This window comes from Ruegeria sp. BHSA163 (assembly GCF_059613365.1).
On sequence record NZ_JBXWSJ010000001.1, the window covers coordinates 197,934 to 217,879 of the forward strand.

14 protein-coding genes are annotated in these 19,946 nt (G+C 52.8%); 5 read left to right on the plus strand and 9 right to left on the minus strand.

The window, feature by feature from the left end:
• Window positions 1–62 precede the first annotated feature (62 nt).
• Complete coding sequence (locus AC2FNV_RS00975; RefSeq protein ID WP_170473899.1) at window positions 63–359, plus strand: ArsR/SmtB family transcription factor; 297 nt, start codon at window positions 63–65, stop codon at window positions 357–359.
• Here the strand turns inward: AC2FNV_RS00975 and AC2FNV_RS00980 are convergent.
• Entirely contained in the window at window positions 356–3,352 is a 2,997-nt protein-coding gene (locus AC2FNV_RS00980; RefSeq protein WP_170604869.1) for an ABC transporter transmembrane domain-containing protein, read from the minus strand. The two genes, AC2FNV_RS00975 and AC2FNV_RS00980, sit on opposite strands and share 4 nt — an antisense overlap.
• A 212-nt stretch (window positions 3,353–3,564) precedes the next feature.
• On the opposite strand from AC2FNV_RS00980, the gene AC2FNV_RS00985 reads away from it, so the two are divergent.
• On the plus strand, window positions 3,565–3,954 hold the full coding sequence (locus tag AC2FNV_RS00985; protein ID WP_170473902.1) for a DUF3307 domain-containing protein: 390 nt from the start codon (window positions 3,565–3,567) through the stop codon (window positions 3,952–3,954).
• A 3-nt stretch (window positions 3,955–3,957) separates the two neighbouring features.
• Here the strand turns inward: AC2FNV_RS00985 and AC2FNV_RS00990 are convergent, their stop codons facing one another.
• Window positions 3,958–4,419, minus strand: a complete 462-nt coding sequence (locus AC2FNV_RS00990; protein WP_170473905.1) for an Lrp/AsnC family transcriptional regulator — start codon at window positions 4,417–4,419, stop codon at window positions 3,958–3,960.
• A gap of 139 nt (window positions 4,420–4,558) precedes the next feature.
• Here AC2FNV_RS00990 and AC2FNV_RS00995 point away from each other — a divergent pair, with 139 nt between their 5' ends.
• The gene (locus AC2FNV_RS00995; protein WP_496772154.1) at window positions 4,559–7,987 is read left to right on the plus strand and encodes an indolepyruvate ferredoxin oxidoreductase family protein; all 3,429 of its coding nucleotides are present in this window, start codon (window positions 4,559–4,561) and stop codon (window positions 7,985–7,987) included.
• Here the strand turns inward: AC2FNV_RS00995 and AC2FNV_RS01000 are convergent.
• The 7 genes from AC2FNV_RS01000 to AC2FNV_RS01030 all read right to left on the minus strand — a co-directional run bounded on the left by AC2FNV_RS01000 (window position 7,975) and on the right by AC2FNV_RS01030 (window position 16,023).
• On the minus strand, window positions 7,975–8,706 hold the full coding sequence (locus tag AC2FNV_RS01000; RefSeq protein WP_170604556.1) for a hypothetical protein: 732 nt from the start codon (window positions 8,704–8,706) through the stop codon (window positions 7,975–7,977). The genes AC2FNV_RS00995 and AC2FNV_RS01000 overlap by 13 nt on opposite strands.
• 56 nt (window positions 8,707–8,762) lie before the next feature.
• Window positions 8,763–10,067, minus strand: a complete 1,305-nt coding sequence (locus tag AC2FNV_RS01005) for an NAD(P)/FAD-dependent oxidoreductase (RefSeq protein WP_170604554.1) — start codon at window positions 10,065–10,067, stop codon at window positions 8,763–8,765.
• On the minus strand, window positions 10,064–10,738 hold the full coding sequence (locus AC2FNV_RS01010) for a TetR/AcrR family transcriptional regulator (RefSeq protein WP_170473916.1): 675 nt from the start codon (window positions 10,736–10,738) through the stop codon (window positions 10,064–10,066). The genes AC2FNV_RS01005 and AC2FNV_RS01010 overlap by 4 nt, the downstream gene beginning before the upstream one ends.
• Window positions 10,739–12,295, minus strand: coding sequence for a trimethylamine methyltransferase family protein (locus AC2FNV_RS01015; RefSeq protein ID WP_496772157.1), 1,557 nt, complete (start codon window positions 12,293–12,295; stop codon window positions 10,739–10,741).
• Window positions 12,292–14,694 carry a GcvT family protein gene (locus AC2FNV_RS01020; protein ID WP_170604550.1) on the minus strand — a complete coding sequence of 801 codons (2,403 nt, stop codon included), beginning with the start codon at window positions 14,692–14,694 and terminating at the stop codon, window positions 12,292–12,294. Before AC2FNV_RS01020 ends, AC2FNV_RS01015 begins: the two co-directional genes overlap by 4 nt.
• Before the next feature lie 111 nt (window positions 14,695–14,805).
• Window positions 14,806–15,435 (minus strand): glutathione S-transferase, encoded by a 630-nt coding sequence (locus tag AC2FNV_RS01025; RefSeq protein WP_170604549.1) that lies wholly within the window; start codon window positions 15,433–15,435, stop codon window positions 14,806–14,808.
• Window positions 15,436–15,525: 90 nt separating this feature from the next.
• A complete protein-coding gene (locus AC2FNV_RS01030; RefSeq protein ID WP_170604547.1) occupies window positions 15,526–16,023 on the minus strand; it encodes a class I SAM-dependent methyltransferase in 498 nt (165 codons plus the stop codon).
• 232 nt (window positions 16,024–16,255) lie between these two features.
• Here AC2FNV_RS01030 and AC2FNV_RS01035 point away from each other — a divergent pair, with 232 nt between their 5' ends.
• Both AC2FNV_RS01035 and AC2FNV_RS01040 read left to right on the plus strand, forming a co-directional pair.
• Window positions 16,256–18,028, plus strand: a complete 1,773-nt coding sequence (locus tag AC2FNV_RS01035) for an ABC transporter ATP-binding protein (protein ID WP_170604545.1) — start codon at window positions 16,256–16,258, stop codon at window positions 18,026–18,028.
• Window positions 18,021–19,934, plus strand: coding sequence for an ABC transporter substrate-binding protein (locus tag AC2FNV_RS01040; RefSeq protein WP_496772160.1), 1,914 nt, complete (start codon window positions 18,021–18,023; stop codon window positions 19,932–19,934). The genes AC2FNV_RS01035 and AC2FNV_RS01040 overlap by 8 nt, the downstream gene beginning before the upstream one ends.
• Window positions 19,935–19,946: the final 12 nt, after the last annotated feature.

The window sequence follows — 19,946 nt, forward strand, 5'->3', positions numbered from 1 at the left end:
GACCTCCCGTGAACGCCCATCACCCTGGACCCAACGTACTACCCCCCGAGACGCCGCACAACATGAAGGAAAGCGCGGCCAATGCGGCTGCGTTCCTCAAGGCGCTTGGCCATGAAGGGCGCTTGATGATCCTTTGCCATCTTAGCGCCGGTGAGTACTCTGTTGGGGAGTTAGAGAAGCTTCTGGACATGCGTCAGGCGACAGTCAGCCAAATGCTTGCCCGTCTTCGCGAAGAGGGGATGGTCACAACCCGTCGGGATGGGAAAACGATTTACTATGCATTAAGTGACGGGAAGACTGCGCAGACCATCGAGCTGCTGTACAGTTTGTTTTGCGTTCCGACGACACAACCCGATTAGTTCGAGACATATCCAGCAATAACCTGCATTAGCTTGAATGCGGTGGCGGCGTCATTTTCGACCACGGCCAGGAATTCCTCTTCCCCAATGCGCAAACAAGCAAGATCTGTCTCTGCGATCATGCTGAGCGCGCGGGGTTCTTTTCGGATCAAGCCGAGTTCACCTACTAAAGCCCCCGAGCCAACAGTCAAGATCAGTTTATCCGGCCCGTCAGGTTGTGGCAGATACAAACCTGCCTCGCCCTCAAGAACCACATATGCACCGTCGGTTGGTTGATCGTCCTTAAGAAAAATGACTTCACCAGCAGACGCGTTGAACCAACGCGCACCAAACGCAAGCAGCCGTAACTGCCTCCTGTCCAGACCCGAAAACAACGGTGTCTGTTCCAGTGCGCGCAGCTTACGCGCAAGGTCAGCAGAAGAGGCACTGTCTTCTTCCACGTCCTCTGGTTTTTCGTCTGTCACAACACGACCTTGGCGGATTTCAACGTACATGTCGAACACATTTGGATTCTGAAACTGATCATTGAGGTAGATGACCGTTGTTTCGGGCAGCAACTCACGCAAGTTTTTATATACGGCCACTTGCGTTTCCATGTCATAGCTAGCCAACGCATTTTCCAGAATAAGGATGTCGGGTTTTTTTATTGTTGCCCGGGTAAATGCGAGCGGCTCGGCAAAGACGGCGGGCAGGTTCTGACCGCCAAGCGCGACTGGAATGTCGTAAATTAGAGCCACCACAAGTGATCGTGCTCCATTTTCCGAAAGAACGTCAGCAATAAGTTTGCGAACCTCGTCAGACCGACCTCCCCCAATCTGACTGACTTTTCCGAATAGTGCATTCTCCATGACCGTGAGCCCAGGAGCAAATTCCGCTTGATTCAGCGGCACGAACACATCCTGCAAACGCTCCATTAACTTATCAGAATGACTGGCTCGTAATTCCAATATGCGGTTCTTCAATTCATCGGTAAATGCGGGGCCAATCTGTTCTGCAGATATAACGAAGGGAACAGCAAGCAAATTGGCCAGTTGCCCGTCATCCAACCCAGAAGCCCCTTCTTGCCGGGTGCGTTCTACGAGTTCGACGGCGGCTTCGTAAGTCTGTGCCTGAAGGCCGAGTTTGCGAAACAGCGGGTGATCCGTACCGTCCAAGCCAAAGATCTGACGCAGCATATCGATGACGTCACGGGTCAATCCAATCAAAGTCTCATCCAACCCCAATTCCCGTAATTGACCCAGAAAAACAGTCTGCTGGGCCAACAACTCTTGGGTGACGGGAACGCGCGGCGTTGCAAACAAAAGGTTCTCTGCGACAGGCAATGCGGGGTTGTAAACCTTTCGATCAAAAATCAACGCTTGTTGGTCAAGTTCGGCCCGTCGCACTGCCTGTTGCACAATGGGCCGCAGTTCAACCAACTTTCGGGCCAACGCTGGATGTTCTTCGGGATCAAAGACTTGGTCTGCTCCTCGCTGGAATAATGCTGCCCCCGACCCCATCCCGTCGATTAACTTCAACCACCAATCGCGCAGTTCTTCGGGACTTTTTAATCCCGCCAACGAGGGGTCAAGCCAATCGGCGCGGAAGGGATCGTCACTATTGCCTGCACGCAGAGTTTCGGCAAACTCCGAATCCGCCTCTGGTATCGAAACAGGTCTATACCGCATCGGCATCATCACATTATCGCCCAGGGAACCTTGGAACATTACAGGTCTCGAGGTCGCATAACCGATCCGTGCGGCCACGACTGCTTGATGCAACGATGCAAGATCATGATCGCCAATCTTGACATGCCCCGAACCGGGCAGGATTTCACGCGTCAAAAGCTCGGCCATTGCCCGCCGGTCTTCTTCGCTTGGGGCCGCTATTCCAATTGTTTTTCCGGCGGGAAACTTAAGGTTCAGATCGTCCAACACCTGATTTCCGTCCATGTCGCGCACAGAAACTCTGTCCAAAACAATGTCCCCGTTCAAATGCGGCCGATCTTTCGGCTCCCCTTCGAACAAAGCTTCGTCCTGCATTCCAGTGGGGGCAAACCGCTCGATTACCACGTCCCATCGAAGCGACATATCTTGGGTCTGGTTGTAATATGTCAAAAGCTCTTTCCACGGAGAGCTTAAGTCCTTGTAAGCCGCAAGCGCAGCTACCAATGCCCCTAACGATACGGACCCTTGTAAAACCAATAATCCGCCAACCAGATAAAACAAGAATGGTGTCAGTTGCGAGATGAAGTTATTGATAAACTTCATGAAAAACTTTTTTTGATAGATCTCGAAACGAATTGCAAAAAGCCTGCTCAGCTGATCTGAAATCATGGAGCGACGGTACCGCCAGCCGCCGTTGGCCCTCAGAGTGGCGGCACCTGCAGCATTTTCACCGATTTGCGCAGCCAGAACACGAACCTCTTGAATACGAGTTTTGTTCAACAGGTTGATTTGCCGTTGAAGCTTAGGAATGAGCCAAGCTTGCAGCGGTATCAATGCAATAGCTGCCAGCCCGAACCAGAAGCTCTGAAGGAACAGAAAGGACAGGATGGTTATCATCTGACCAGCTTGCAAGACAGGCTGACTGATCGCGTCACCCATCAACCCGCCCATTGGTTCGCTTTCAGCGGTGATCATCGAAACCATTTCGCCTTGGCTGACCCGCTCAAAATATGGCTGTGGGAACCTGAGCGCCCGATTGATCAATTGATAGCGAAAACGACGCAACATCCGTTCGCTCAGAATGCCCTTCATGGTGTTGATGCGCATTTTCATTAGACCGTGGGCCAAGACCGCGAATAAAAATGCGATGCATAGAATGATCAGGAACGTTGTCTGTGGCAGATCGAAACCCAACACATTTATGATCGAACTTGAAGCACCAATCGCGTCATTGATAATGCGCTTGGGCAATTCAAGCGTGAGGTATAGCAAAGGGAACAAAGTCGCTGTCACGGCCAGCAAGGTCAACTGATCGCGTTTGGAGTATTTCCAGATGAACTGAAAAATCGTTCGTTCTATGGAACCCGCCCCACTGCTGATCCGTCAGTCAAATCATTGATTTGAACGTGAATACAATACGAAGAATTTACCGCATTCATATCCGAATACGCAAATGAATTTCCGATTCGAGACAATTTCGCGTTGTGTGAACAAGTTCATTTGCACCTCACGGATTTCCACCCTAATCTTCTAACGAGGACGATATCGGGAGGATTCATTTGCCTGCGACGATAGGCACCGTGCTGCTTTTGCTCTGTCTACTGCAGATAAAGCACATGTTTGCCGACTATTACTTGCAAACGCCCAAAATGCTTTCGGGGCGTGGCACATACTTTCATCTCGGGCGGGCCCAGCATGCCGCTGTACATGTTTTGGGGTCAGTGATTATATTTGCTCTGTTCCGCGCGCCAGTGGAATTCATTCTAATTGTCGCGGCTCTGGAATGGATTGTTCACTTTCATATCGACTTTGCAAAGGCAAGCTACTCCGACAAGAAACGCCTACAACCAAATCAGGCGGCATTTTGGCGCGCGGCAGGGTTGGATCAGTGTTTGCACAACCTGACCTACATCGCGATGGCCTGGGCATGGGTTTCTTTCGCGGCCTAGTTTCTAAGGAACAATTGGCCGATTTCTTTTGATCGTGCGTAAAACCACGTTGGTTTGCGCGCTCGCAACGGCCGGAAGGCGGAAGAGAAATTCCTCGAGAAATACGTTGTACCCTGCCAAATCCTTGCACAAAACACGCAGATGATAGTCTGCCTGACCGGTGGTCGCGTAACACTCTTGAACGTCCGAATTCAGCTCAACCGCACGAATGAATTCGACGATTCTTTCCGGGTCGTGCCGGGTAAGGTGAACATGAACAATCGCTTCGAAATGCAGCCCCATAGCAGATGGATCGACAACCGCTCCGTAGCGTCGAATGATCCCGGCATCCTCAAGCGCGCGCACTCGTCGCCAAAGAGCTGACGGCGACATTCCCACCGCCTCGGCCAATTCCGCATTAGACATTTGACTGTCTTCCTGCAGCAGCTTCAGTATCCGATGATCTTTTTCTTCGATGAAAGTCATAGCGAATAAAATAGTCAATTTTTGACAATAATCGACCAAATTTTTCGACTGATGGTGCCTTAGGCTGATAAAAAGGTACGTATTTCCACGATTATCCGAGTAAAATAACCAAGAAATCTGGCAGACTTCGGACGACAGCATGAGCCACCACGAACCCTCACCCCGGACATACAAGTTACAAGACCGTTACGACATGACAGCCGGCAGGGTTTTCCTGACTGGCACACAGGCCTTGGCGCGGATCATGTTGGATCAGGCCCGTCGCGATAGGAAAGCCGGACTGAACACGGCCGGATTTGTCTCGGGGTATCGCGGATCCCCGCTGGGCGGATTGGACTTGGAACTTTGGCGCGCCCAAAAAAGGCTCAAAGACAACCAAATTAAGTTTATGCCCGCTGTTAACGAAGATTTGGGTGCAACGGCGATTTTGGGGGCGCAACAAGCTTCGCTTGATCCGAATTGCGAGGTCGAAGGGATCTTTTCCATGTGGTATGGCAAAGGACCCGGCGTGGACCGGTCAGGTGACGCCTTAAAACACGGTAACGCCTACGGTTCAGCCCCAATGGGCGGAGTACTGGTGGTGGCAGGCGACGATCATGGTTGCGTTAGCTCATCAATGCCGCATCAATCTGACGTGGCCTTTATGTCTTGGTTTATGCCGACGCTGAACCCGGCATCGGTGGACGAGTATCTGGAGTTCGGAGAATACGGGATTGCGCTTTCCCGCTTTTCGGGAGCGTGGATTGGATTCAAGGCAATTTCAGAGACAGTAGAAAGCGCCCAATCAATTGAACTAAGGCCAGATCGAAACTTCTCTCTGCCACAAATCGAATTGCCTGAAAATGGCCTGCATGTACGGTCAGCTGATTTGCCTTCTCCAGAAATTGAAACGCGTATTCAACACAAGTTGCGAGCCGTGCGTGCTTTTGCAGAAGCCAACCCAATTGATCGGCGGATATACGATATCGATAACGCTAAGTTTGGCTTTGTTACCACGGGCAAGGGGCATCTGGACTTAATGGAGGCACTGCGACTGCTTGGCCTTGATGAAGCCGCTTGTCGACGTCTGGGGATTGATATCTACAAAGTGGGAATGGTCTGGCCACTCGCCCGGCGCAATGCGCTGCGCTTTGTCAAAGGTAAGTCAGAAGTATTGGTTGTCGAAGAAAAGCGTGGGATCATTGAAAGCCAATTCAAGGAATACTTCTACGACTGGCCCGGTGAAAAGCCGCATAAGATGGTGGGAAAATACGACAGTCATGGCGAGCCTTTGATTCCATGGACCGGTGAACTCAGCCCATTGATGCTCGTCCCCATAATTTCCCAACGGCTTAACACGTTCTTTCCAGAAGAAAACCTGCCTGCGAAAGCTAGTGCGCTGACCGACACACCGCCTCAATTGCTCAACGTGCCCGGAGCTACTCGAACACCATATTTCTGCTCGGGCTGCCCACACAATAGTTCGACAAAAATCCCCGAATGTTCGACCGCAGCCAGCGGGATTGGTTGCCACGTAATGGCATCTTGGATGGACCGTCAGACCGTGGGTTATGCGCAGATGGGCGGCGAGGGTGTACCCCATGTGGTGTCTTCTCAATTCAATGGAGGCAAACACATCTTCCAGAATCTGGGCGAAGGAACATGGTATCACTCTGGTTCGCTCGCGATACGGCAGGCCGTCGCGGCTGGCACGAATATAACCTACAAGATTCTATATAATGACGCGGTCGCAATGACGGGGGGCCAACCTGTAGACGGCCCTGTCAGCGTCCCCGGCATCGCCCAGACATGCAGGGCAGAAGGAGTCGAAAGGATCGCGTTGGTTTCTGATAACATCAAGAAATTTAACTACTCCGACTTCCCCAATCGAACCAGCTTTCACGACCGCAGCGAAATGGACGCCCTGCAGCGTGCGTTACGCGATGTTCCCGGCGTGACTGTTTTGATCTACGAACAGACGTGCGCTACGGAAAAACGCCGCCGACGTAAGCGTGGCAGCATGCAAGACCCCGATAGGTTTGTCTGGATCAACCATCTTGTGTGTGAAGGCTGTGGGGATTGTTCGGTCACTTCAAATTGCTTGAGCGTAGAGCCTCGAGAAACATCGCTTGGCCGTAAGCGAAAGATAAATTTGAGCTCTTGTAACAAAGACTTTTCCTGCCTCAGCGGGTTTTGCCCCAGTTTTGTAACAGTCACCGGCGCAAAACGGCGTACACGAGAAATTGCGCTGAACCCGTGTGACTTAGAGGCAGCGCTGCCAGTGCCGAAATTGCCGTCCTTGGACAAACCCTTTGACCTGCTCGTGACCGGAGTCGGCGGCACCGGTGTCGTTACTGTAGGAGCTTTGATCTCCATGGCCGCTCATCTTGAGGGCAAAGGCGCTTCGGTTTTGGACTTCACCGGTTTCGCTCAAAAATTCGGAACTGTCCTAAGCTACATCCGGCTTGGGTCCGAGCCGCAAGCTTTGAACCAGGTTCGCATTGACCGCGGATCCGCCGATGCGGTTATCGGCTGTGATGCCGTAGTCAGTTCAGGGCCCAAGGCATCCGTTCACTACAGCACCAAAACACGCGTTATTCTGAACCGTGCCGAAATGCCAACCGGTGATCTGGTTCTGCACCGAGACGCGAAACTGAATATCGCAAGTCGTGAAAAAGCGATCCAGCAAGTTGTGGGGGCAAAAAATCTTTGGGGCGTGGATGCCAACGCTGCCGCCGAAAAGCTGCTGGGAGACGCCGTATTCGCAAATGTAATATTATTGGGATACGCGTGGCAGAAGGGTTTGGTCCCGGTTTCGGGAACCGCGCTGTCTCAGGCCTTTTTGCTTAACGGCACTGCGGTTGAAAAAAATCGGCTTGCGTTTGCCATTGGTCGCGTGCTTGCTGAACATCCTGATCGATTGGAAATTGATCTTAGCCAGCCGTCTTATCAAGAACCTTTGGATAAGATGGTCGACCGCCGGGCTGAATTTCTGAAGCACTACCAAAATACTAGATACGGCGAGGACTATACAAACCGGATCTCCGCCATTCGAAACGCTTTGCCCAACGCTGATGAAGAGTTGGTTCGGTCCGTCGCGCGAAATCTTTTTCGATTCATGTCTTATAAAGACGAGTTTGAGGTCGCGCGCCTGATGACCAGCAACGACTTTGCAAATGAGCTGTCAGACCAGTTCGAGGGGGATCTGAAGCTGTCCTACCACATGGCGCCGCCTTTGATGAGTTGGCGCAAAGATGAACAGGGACGCCCGATGAAATGGGAACTAGGGATTTGGATACGGCCGATATTATTTGGTCTTGCCCACATGAAGGGTTTGCGTGGTTCGCCCCTGAACCCATTCGCTTATCACTCCGAAGCGCGTTTGCACCGGGATCTTCTGGATTGGTACAAAAAATTGCTAGCGAAACTGATTGCTGAGTACGATGAAAGCACGCACGAAGTTTGGATCAAAACTCTCGGGTGTGCAGATGAAATTCGTGGTTATGGCCCGGTCAGAAGCCGAGCCGCAACCTTAGCCCGCGCAAAGGTAGACAACTTATTGAACGGTCTACCGCATCAGACCACATGAGCCACAATTGAGTTCCGGTAAGTCTTGAGCCACAGATTATCCAGTTCGTCTATTTTGACTGGGTCAAAACGACTTTGGCATTCCCAATACCGACCGGAGGGCACGAAATAGCCCATCTCTGCTTCTTGTTTGAGAGCCTGTGTCATCCCTTTGAAGCTGGGCAGCGGCGCCGAATCCAAATTATTCTGAGAAACAGTAGGAAACACCAGCCTACTTTCCCCATCGGAAAGACGGACAACACTGCAATTTTGGGTAGCACCAAACAAAGCCAGCCGCGCGGACTTTGCCTCAAGAGAACGCAAGGTAATATCTGGCCGCAACGGATCGGCTGCCCCATTGCCATAAAAATGCGTATTTCCAGACCGGGGATAGACCATGTCGCATCCTAAAAAGGCCATCACCGATGGCTTCAACGCGGCCAAGGCCCAATACCCTGCAGTAAAGGCCATCGTCCCGCCCGCATATACAAATCCACCTAATTCGTTCTGCAGTGGCACATAATCCTCTGCCGTAACAACACGCTGGTTCGGGCCGACGTGGTCAGGCAGGTTATCGGTTGGAAAATCCTCGGGGTGAATAAGGAAATCCCAATCAGCCCTAATGCGCCACGCGTTGTTAATCGCGACGATGTGCGTGAAGCTATGGCTTGGCCAACCTCTTGCCATCAGCGCGGTTGGTGCGCTGCCAAGGATCAGTACATGAGGTTTTTTTTGTTCCATAACGAGTTTTTTCTCATCCGCATTTCCGGGAAACTTAATCCGTTCGGATGAGGAATCTAGCCCAGAACCGAAAAACTGCTGTCCTCGTTGATAGGACGTTTGCGAGAGTAAAAGCCAACGTCAATTGTCCGCTTGATATAGGGCAATTCGAATTGCATCGGCTGCGAGTCGTGATCCGCTCCACCCTCACAGTATTCGATTAGGTTTGCCATCATCTTTCCAGCAATGGGCGCGTTCTTGTATTGGTTCCCACTGGTGCCACAGGCCATATAAAACCCTGGCAAACTGGACTTGTCATAGATCGGAATCCAATCGGTTGAGGCATCGTATAGGTCGACGACTCCGCGCGTTTTGGACGGAATACCAAGGCTTGGAACTCGCTGCGCATAACGCATCGCCTGAGTTGTCCATTGATCTGTAAAATCTCGATTATAGTTCTGGTCGTCCTCACACCATTGATGCGGGTCACATTCGGGATCCTCGGATCCGATCAGTATGTGGTTCCCGTGTTCAGGCCGGCAATAAAGCGAAATGTCACTATCCGAGACGATTGTACCTTGGTTTTCAAAATCAAATCCTTCGGGCGCAGGTACGTGCACGACTTCCTGTCGCAAAGGACGCGTTTCAATGGTCATGTCATCCAGAACACCCGCCATTCCGTTTATGATAGATGACCCCGGCCCCGCTACATTTATCACGACCCCAGCCTTGATTTCTTCGCCAGAGGTCAAACGGACGCCGGACACCCGACCATCTTGGGTCAATATTTCCGATACTTCGGATGCAGTCCGAACTTGTGCGCCGTGTTGTTTTCCCGCGTCCATCAGGTTTTGAGCTGAAAGTGCCGGGTCAGTAACATAACCTGCCTTTGGCCAAAAAACCGCGCCATTCATCTGATTGCCATTTGGATGGCCAAACTCAGGGTCGTCCATACGTCGCGCCGGAGCATAACTGTCCAACGCATAAATTGGCAGCCGCGATTTTATCTGTTGTGGAGACCAATCCTCGAACGGGCAATCAAGTTGCGCGCTATACTCTTTGTGCTTGTCCAGAAGGCCGTTGGCTTCTGTCTTCATCACAAGACAACCGGTTTCACGGAACTGCGCCAACTGCGTGTCGTCCGGCAACCCCAGGTACTCGCTCCAATCGCGCCAGTAATGGTAACCTTCCCAAGCAAAGGCCGTCCCGTCAAAAGTCGAATAGTGCATCCTGATAATTGCGCAAGATCCGGCCGTTGACCCATGCCCAACCTGTGAATTCCGGTCCAACGAAAGGGTCTTCCAACCTTTCTTGGCCAGTTCAAACGCTATTGCGGCGCCAATAACTCCGGTTCCGATTATGATTGCATCTGGTTGGCTCATGACTTGTCCCCCTGCCAATGGCGCTGCGAATAGGCTCCAAACTCTTGCACTTCTTCGGGTTTCGGTTCGACCCCGGTAAATACGTAAAGGTAATGGGGAACCATCGATAACCGTGTTTCCATCGGCTCGTTCAATTGCGCCAGATCGTATCCTATCTGCATGTAGTAAAGTACCCGTGCCCGTGTTTCGGCCTCAATCTCCGGATAGCCATACCTTGCGAACATGGCGTGCAAAGCCTTCAGCCGTTTTGCATCGGATTGGTCTAGAATTCGGCGAACTTTTCCTGATTTTCTGGCCCAGTCTCTTACCGCAAAATCCAGCGCGGTGTCGAACAGCGATGTATTAACGACGCACCGGTGTACATTACAAACCGCTGCAGTAATTGTATCTGCCGGAGCTTCGGCTTGCCTGATCAAACCTGCGGTATTTGTAGCCTGCCAACGAGCCAAAAGGGCGTCGAGCAACTCCTGCCTGGACTTGAAATACCAATAAAAAGACGACCGCGAAACAGCCATCCTCTCTGCCAGGTTCAAGACCTTGATCTGGTCCACACCGTCCGAGATCAGAACGTCCATCGCCACGTTCAACCAATCGTCCCGTGTTACTTTTACGTTACCGACCAGCGGTTCGGCTTCGGGATCATCGCGGTGCAGAATAGGCTTCGTATTCATTTAGCTCTCCGGTGGCGCTCCGCCTTCTTCGGTTCTGCGTGCGATGAAATCATGCAACGCACCGATACGATCGCTGTCGCTGGGCGGAGCCTTGAAATCGTTCAGAATACCCTTCCACACCCCTGTCGCACGCTGGTTGGCATCGACCGAGCCACGTTCAGTCCATGTTCCGAAATTGGCGTAGTCATGCAAATGAGGCTCGTAAAATTCTGTGTTGTAACGTTCCATCGTCTGGCTGGAGGCAAAGAAGTGACCACTGGGTTCAACTTCGCTGAGGGCGGTATCAAAACCTATTTCAGAGGTTCCTGCCTGCGCACCGGCACACAACTCCGCGATCATGTTCAAAACTTCGGCGTCACAGATCATCTTTTCAAATGACACTGTCAGGCCGCCTTCCAGCCAGCCAGCGGAGTGAATGATGACCGTCGCCCCAGCCATCAGGCAACCCCACAGGCCGAACTGGTTCTCATTCGCGGATTGGACATCGTTGATATTTGCTGCCGACCCTGCCGCTGACCGCCAAGGCAAACCCAAATGCCGGGCCAACTGCCCTGCTGCCAAAGATGCTTGAAAATGCGAGGGCGTTCCAAATGCAGGCGCTCCCGATTTCATGTCTACATTGCTGGTAAACGTGCCATAGCAAACGGGTGCGCCCGGATTGGCAATCTGCGTAAGCGCGAGAGCCGCCATCGCTTCGGCGTGCGACAACGTAATTGCGCCCGCCACCGTGATCGGCGCCATAGCGCCCATCAACGTGAAAGGTGTGATTATAGACATTTGACCATATCGGGCGAAATCAATCAGTCCCTGAGCCATCGGGATGTCCAGTGTACGAGGGCTATTGGTATTAATTATCGTGTAGCAATACGCATTGCTGGTAAATTCCTCGTCAGACAACCCACGCGCCATTGCCAGCATTTGGAAACAGTCCGACACCTGCGGAGTGCCACGCGAAAAGAAGAACGGGAACTTGTCCGTAAGCTCCATCTGCGCCTTGGTTGTAAAGTAATGCCTGAGATGGGTCGGAACGTCCTGTGGTTCGACCTGTGGCGAAATCATCTGGAACACATCGAAATGATGGGTAAGTTTCAGAAACTCCAAGTAGTCCTGACCAGACGCGGGCCGACGACCCCGAACGAGATCGGTTGCATTCGGCGCCCCTGCCCCCGGCTGAAAGACCAGCGAGCCAAGTTCCAAAGTGAAGTCTCGATGTCGCGCACCAGCGCGGCATAAGATGGACTTAGGAGCCGACGCCACAGCTGTTTCAACTATGTCGCGCCCGATAAAGACCATTTCGCTGTCTTCATCCACCCTTGCCCCCGCCTTTGCATAAAGACGCCGCGCCTCGGGCAGCAGAACTTTGATCCCCAATTCCTCCAGCATTCGAAGCGCTGTTTCGTGCATGTCAGCGATTTGATCGGCCGGGAACACCTCCATCAGAGGAAATGGGTTTCTCAGCTGGCGGTAATTTACATCTCGAATGACGGCGGGTGATGCATCGGGCCCTCGCCCACGTCGCCGCCTGCCACGCGAAAGGGATTGAGACGTCGTGCTCACGCTCTCATTACCTTACCTTGAGGGTCATAAGGTGACGGTGCGATTACTTTGGCAGGCCGTTCAACACCGACTACATGCACGGTCAATTCCGTTCCCGGTTCCGCTTTGTCGCGATCCACCAGCGCCATCGCCAGCGACTTGCCGGTATAGTGGCCGTAACCGCCTGACGTCACAAACCCGACACGTTCTCCTCCGGCCCAAACCGGTTCATACCCGCTGGCGTCTGCATCCATCGCATCCACTTCCAAGGTAACCTGAACCTGAGATGGGCCGTTGCCTTCGCGCTCGGCAACTGCCGCATCTTTGCCGACGAAGTCTTTATCCCAATCGATCCAACGATCCATTCCGGTCATACCAGGCGTATAAAGCTGCGTGAACTCGGCCGACCAGATGCCAAAGCTTTTTTCAAGCCGGGTAGACAGCATCGAATTGAACCCGCATTCGCGAATACCTTCGCCAGCCCCGGCTTCCAGCAACATTCGACGCAACTTGATATGATCACCATAGCGGCAATTGATCTCGTACCCTTTTTCGCCTGTGACAGACATGCGCGCGACCCGGGCACGTACAAGGCCGATGTCGAAATCTCCGCAGCCCATGAACTTCAGGTCCGAGATATCCTGTTCGGCCAATCGTTCGACAACCTGTTGTGATTTGGGGCCGACAACGGCGAATCCGCAATATTCCTCACCCAGGTCACGAATATTCACTCCCTCGATCATGTGATCGTCAAACCAACGCATATGCCAGGCGCGAAGGTAGTAACTGCCCATGATCCACCATGTCCCATCGCCCCAGTTGAGGACAGTTAAATCGCCCTTGAGCCGCCCGTTCTCACCAAGCATGGGTGCCAGCTTTGCCCTTCCCGGCGCAGGCAACTTCGAAGCCATGACTTTATCAAGCCACACCTGGGCATTCGGCCCCGCGACTTCAAAACGAGAAAAGCCCGAGATATCCATTAAACCCACGCCTTCGCGGATCACTCGGCACTCTTCGGCCACAATATCATGCGCATTTGACCGTTTTAGAGTTGGCGTTTCTTCAAACCCTTTGGGAGCAAAATACAGAGGAACTTCAAGATCCCAGCTTACGCCCCACTTGCACCCAGCTTCGGTCATCGCATCGTGAGCCGGGGCCATTTTGAGCGGACGACCAGCGGGTAGTTGTTCGTTTGGATAAGTCATCACGAAACGGCGCGAATAAAACTGACCCGTGGTTTCTCGGATATAACGTTTGTTTTGCGCGAAGTCCCCATAACGAGCCACGTCCATCGGCCATGCGTCAGCTTCCGGTTCACCGTGGATCATCCACTCGGCAAGTGTCTTGCCGACACCGCCGCCTTGAAGAAAGCCCGCCATGACCGCACACGCCGACCAGTAACCACGTTTGCCGGGTACCGGGCCTACCAAAGGGTTGCCGTCGGGTGAGAAGGTAAAGGCACCGTTGACCCATGTTTTGATGCCAACATTCTGAATCGAGGGGTAACGTTCAAAACCAAGTGTCAGTTCATTCTCAATCCGGTCAAGCTGTTCCTGAAACAGCTCCTCTCCATAATTCCAGGGCGCACCATCCATAGCCCAGTGTTCGTGATCGACCTCATAAATGCCGACCAGCACACCCTTTTGGTCCTGCCGCATATAGGTGAACCCTTCGAGGTCCACGGTCATTGGCATTTCGAAGTCTGCTTCCGCCACTTCGGGCACCGTATCCGTTATCAAGTAATGATGCTTCAGGGGTGAAACCGGCAGCTCGACCCCGGCCATACGTCCGACTTGCTTGGCCCAAAGACCTGCGGCGTTGACAACATGTTCGCAGGTTATCGTGCCTTTGTCGGTCACGACCTGCCACCCGTCTGCTGTCTGGATCAACTCGTCGACCTTGGTTTCCTCGTAGTATTCTGCGCCGCGTTTCTTTGCAGCCGTGGCATAAGCCTGAACCGTGCCGGTCGTGTCGATATACCCTTCGCGATCAGCCCACATGGCACCCAAGACACCCTCAGTGGACATTATCGGACAACGCTTTTGCGCTTCTTCCGGGCTAAGAAGTTCGCAATCGTCAATGCCGATGGATTGGAAAATTCGATAGTTGGCCTGCAACCACTCCCATCGTTCGGGGGTTCCGGCCAGCGTCAACCCGCCAGTCATGTGAAGACCGATGTTCTGACCGGTTTCTCTTTCGATCTCACTTAATAGGTCGATAGTGTAGGCTTGCAGAGACGCCATATTGGGGTCGGCGTTAAGCGCATGAATGCCGCCTGCTGCATGCCAGGAAGACCCTGATGCAAGCCGCCGCCGTTCGAGCATTACAACGTCCGACCAGCCAAATTTAGCAAGATGGTACAGAACCGAGGCGCCCACCACGCCACCACCAATGACCACTACGCGATATTGGGATTTCATCCCGACCTCCCCTGGATGATGTTGAGGCGTACGCTAGTGGTACTGTTCAATTCTGTCTAGACATTTCTGTCTAGTTCATAAAACGTTGGATTACCTACACCCGCGCGAAAATCATAGATTTGCGCTGGGTCGGCTTTGAATCGACTTAAACCAAGCCAAAGTGGCACTGTTTTCAGTTGGAATACGCATCCTTATGACTCTTGCAAAATCCACAAAGACGAATGCTGAAATGTCAGCCAGAGAAAAATCGCTACAGGCTACATAGGCGCTGTTTTGCAATCTTTCCTCCAATAGTTCGAAAAATGCCGCCACGCGAAGCTTCCCGCGTTCTGCCAATTCCGGTATCTGCGCGTAGTTAACGCGCCCTGGGATTGCCCGGTCTTCAAACGCCGGATGCGAATTTCGAAGAGCGTCGGCTATTGGCGCGCCACCCTGTTGCTCGACAATCGCATTCCACATCAGGACCGCTCCCTTTTCGTCCGGAGTTCTCCCCATAAGTGGCGGTTCGGGGAAACTGGCCTCCAGATAGGCTGCTATACCGAGGTTTTCGGTTAGCGTCGTTCCGAGATCGGTAACTAATACTGGAACAGTGGCCCTCGGATTCACGGCAAGAAAGGCCGCATCGCGCTGTTCTGCGCGCGCAATCGAAATTTCGCGGGTTTCGATATCGAGCCCTTTTTCCGCGATGAACATTCTCGCGCGTCGAGGATTTGGTGCCGTCGAACAATCATAAAAAAGCATCGCCAGTTTCCCAGTAGAGTCAGATTTCAGGAATTTAGAGCGCTGGTTTTGGCCGAAAAGAGAAGGTTCAATTCGTGATTAAAACGCAGCTCATCGTCTGTAAATAAAACACCGCCCTGCGACAGCGCCCGGCGGCAGATGCAGTTCCTGCAGACCGTCGAAATACATTCTGTCACTTGAAACCATCAAGCCACCCGGAGCCAGCAATGGTTGGACAAGTGGCGAAACCAGCTTGGCAAAGGCATCATTCTTTTCGCGGTTGTGACCGCCAAGATCAGCATGAATCAAACTGGCCGTGGCACCGAAACGATCAACCGAAGCCGGCAGAGTTTCGCGCACGTCGCCTAGAATCACCCGATTTTCGGGAGGCGTAGAATCGGGGTGAGAAGCCACTGCGCGTTCGAACACGTAAATGGGGCGGTCCAGAATATGTTTTTTCATGTGGTGGTACGTCCGACCGTTGCCCAAACCCAACTCGATAACCGGGCCGGGAAGATCCGACGTTTCAGAAATGGCAAAATCCAGACAGGCGCGTTGCGACACCATTCGATCAATAAACAGATCCAGACGGCTTTGATTGTCGGACACAAGAGACCTCTTTCTTTTTTCCACGCCCACGACAAAGCAGGGCCGACCGAGCCGTTGATTACAAAATCTCAACCTATTGTGTAGGCAAACATGCCATTATTTAGCAATTCCGCGACAATTCTGCCAAAGAAGGTGTTTGACTACCGCGCCCCAACCGCGCGAAAGTGCTTCAAAAAGTCAGGGAGTTCACAAAGCCGATGTTGATCCACGGCCAACCGGGTGGAAAACCCGAATGACCGCGTTGCTGTCCGTACAGGATCTTAGCATCGGGTTTGGCGCGGGTCCGTCCGTGGTCCAAAACGTCAGCTTTGAAGTCGAGCCTGGTCAAACGCTTGCTCTTGTGGGTGAATCCGGATCCGGAAAGACAATATCGTGCCGGGCTGCGCTGCGCATTTTGCCACGCACGGCGCAGATACGCAGCGGTTCCATCACCCTGAACTATTCAAAAGGAACTGCTGATCTTATCGCCGCCAGCGAACGTCAAATGCGCGACATCCGAGGCGACCGGGTTTCTATGATTTTTCAAGAACCCATGCGGTCGCTATCCCCGCTACACAAGATAGGCAATCAAGTCAGCGAGGTTTTGTGGCTGCATCACAGAACATCAGAAGCGGAAGCCCGCAAAAAAGTGCTGACCCAATTCGAACGGGTCGGTTTCCCCGACCCGGAACGGGCCTATAATTCTTACCCATTTGAATTGTCTGGCGGAATGCGTCAACGCGCGATGATCGCGATGGCCATGGTGTCAAAACCTGAACTCCTGATTGCGGACGAGCCGACTACAGCGCTGGACGTGACCACTCAGGCACAAGTTCTTGGCCTAATAAAAGAACTGCAGCGTGAAACTGGCATGGCCTTGATCCTTGTGACGCATGATCTGGGAGTTGTCGCAAATATGGCAGAGCAAGTAGTGGTCATGCACAAGGGCCGCGTTATGGAGTCAGGCCCCGCCGGCCCCATACTCAGTGCCCCTGCTCACCCCTATACAAAACAGCTTTTTGACGCCGCTCCGGCTATCCCGGAACAAGACGCCGTGGGCCTGCCGATGCCAAGCGAGGATCTGATCCTCGAAATGATCGATGTGTCAAAGACTTATACCATGCGTTCCAGCAAAGCATGGAAGGCCGATAAGCTTATCCATGCTTGCCGGGGCGTAGATTTGAAACTGGCGCGTGGCAAAACTCTGGCTATCGTAGGCGAAAGCGGCTCGGGCAAGACGACTGCTGCGCGAATCGCTTTGGGGGCGGAACTTCCCGACCCCGGCGGACAGGTCCTGTTCCGTTCATCTGAAGAGGCCAACCCAATAACGGTAAATCAGATGTCGCGAGCAGAACGCAATGCGTTCCAGCGCAAGGCACAAATGGTCTTTCAAGATCCCTATAGTTCGCTCAGCCCGCGAATGCGTATCCAGGATGCCATGACTGAACCGCTTGAGATCCATAAATTGGGTACTGTGGCAGAACAAAAAGACAAAGCTGCAGAAATGCTCACGCGGGTTGGGTTGAATGCAGACATGCTGAAACGCTATCCCCATGCATTCTCAGGCGGCCAACGCCAACGTCTTTCGATTGCCCGAGCAATGATGTTGGACCCTGCCTTGATCGTCTGCGACGAGCCGACTTCGGCGCTCGACGTTTCTGTTCAAGAACAAATCCTCACGCTCTTGGAACATCTGCAGGACAGCTTGAACCTGTCGTATTTGTTCATCTCGCACGATCTAGCTGTCGTGGCACGCATTGCCGACGAAGTAGCTGTTATGCGGCAGGGGCTGGTCGTGGAACAGGCCCCACCAGAAACTTTGTTTTATAACCCCCGGCATCCCTACACCAAAGCGCTGATCGCAGCGCAACCAGAACCTGACATAAACAGGCCGATCGACCTTAAACTGGTTGCTTTAGGCGCGGGTTCGCCCGACAGTTGGGAAGATGCCTTCCGTTTCTCCGACTCCATGATACCCTCACTAATAGAGATGGAGCCTGGCCATAAGGTACGTTGCCATGTTTAAGACTACCCGTGATACGTTTTTTGCCGCTTCGCTGACCTTGCTGGGTATGCTGCCCACGAACGCATTTTCCAATTCGGAATTGCAGGAAAGCGCGTTCTGGAAATCCGAAGTCGACAGTGGCGACCTGCCGCCGGTTCAGGATCGCATTCCTTCCGAACCACTAGTAGTGGACCTCACCAAGAAAGGGCGCGAACTGGGCACGCCGGGCGGCACATTGCGTACTATGGTCACGCGATCCAAAGACATTCGCCAGATGGTCGTTTACGGCTATGCCCGCCTAGTAGGTTTTGACAACAACTACGAACTGGTTCCCGATATTCTTGCATCGTTCGAAAACGAAGATAACCGCAAATTTACACTCAAGTTGCGCGAAGGGCATAAATGGTCTGACGGCTCACCATTCACGTCGGAAGATTTCCGCTATTGGTGGGAGGACGTTGCGAACAACGAACTGCTCAGTCCTTCTGGCCCACCAGATTTTCTGCTTGTCGAAGGTCAGTCTCCGACGGTGAGTTTCCCCGACGAAAGAACTATTGTCTATGAGTGGGAAAACCCCAACCCGAGTTTCTTGCAGTCTTTAGCCCAAGCTCGCCCACCGTTTATTTATCGACCTTCGGAATTCCTGAAAAAATACCATGAGAAATTCGCTGATAGTGAGGAGTTGGCTTTTGCTGTTGATGACGCGCGCGTAAAAAGCTGGGCGGCTTTGCACAACAAGCTGGATAACCTCTACAAATTCGACAATCACGAACTACCGACTTTGCAGCCATGGCTGAATGCAAGCTCGGGAAAGAAAATCCGGCACAACTTTGTACGAAATCCCTATTATCACAGGATCGATACGAATGGTGTGCAACTGCCGTATATCGACGTGGTCGAAATGGAGATTGTCGCCCCCGGACTGGTGGCTGCCAAAACAAACGCCGGCGAATCGGACTTGCAGGGGCGCGGTCTCGCATTCCGAGATGCCTCGATCCTTAAGAAAGGCGAGGCAGAGGGCGGTTACACTACCCTACTGTGGAAAACCGGGGTGGCTTCTCAGATCGCTATATATCCGAACCTGAATTTCTCAGACGATGCATGGCGCGATGTGCTGCGCGATGTCCGCGTAAGGCGAGCTCTATCTCTGGCAATTGACAGGGAGACAATCAATCAAGCTCTCTATTTCAAACTGGCCAAACCCGGGGCGATGTCAGTCCTGCCAGCCTCGCCTTTCTATAGCGAGGAAAACGCACAGTCATGGGCCCAGTTTGACCCCGAGCAAGCCAACGCTCTGTTGGATGAGGCTGGATTGGACCAGCGCGACGGCAACGGCATTCGGAAACTGCCTGATGGTCGCCCAATGGAGCTGTTGATCGAAACGGCCGGGGAACGGCAAGAGGTAGAAAACGCCTTGCAGATTGTTACCGACAACTGGCGAGACGTCGGGGTCAAACTTGTCATGCGCCCGCTGGATCGGGACATTCTGCGAAACCGGGTTTTTTCAGGCAATACGATGGCATCGGTCTGGTTTGGATGGGACGATGGTATTCCACAGGTGCACACGTCTCCTGCATACTTGGCACCGACCGATCAAGTCTTTCTTGCTTGGCCGAAATGGGGGCAATTCTACCAAACAGGTGGCGATGCCGGTGAACCGCCAGATTTGCCCGAAGCTGAGCGTTTGATGACACTTGCACACGATTGGGAAATTGCGGCGACAGACGAAGAACGCACGGCGGCTTGGCGTGAAATGCTGGATATTCACGCAGATCAGTTGTACGCGATCGGCATCTTAAATGGGGCTCCGCAGCCCATAGTCGTTTCGAACCGACTGCGCAACGTACCCGAGCAAGCCATGTGGGCGTGGGAGCCGGGTGCGCATTTTGGCATCCACCGCCCAGACGAATTCTTCTTCGCCGACTGAGTCAGGAGCAGC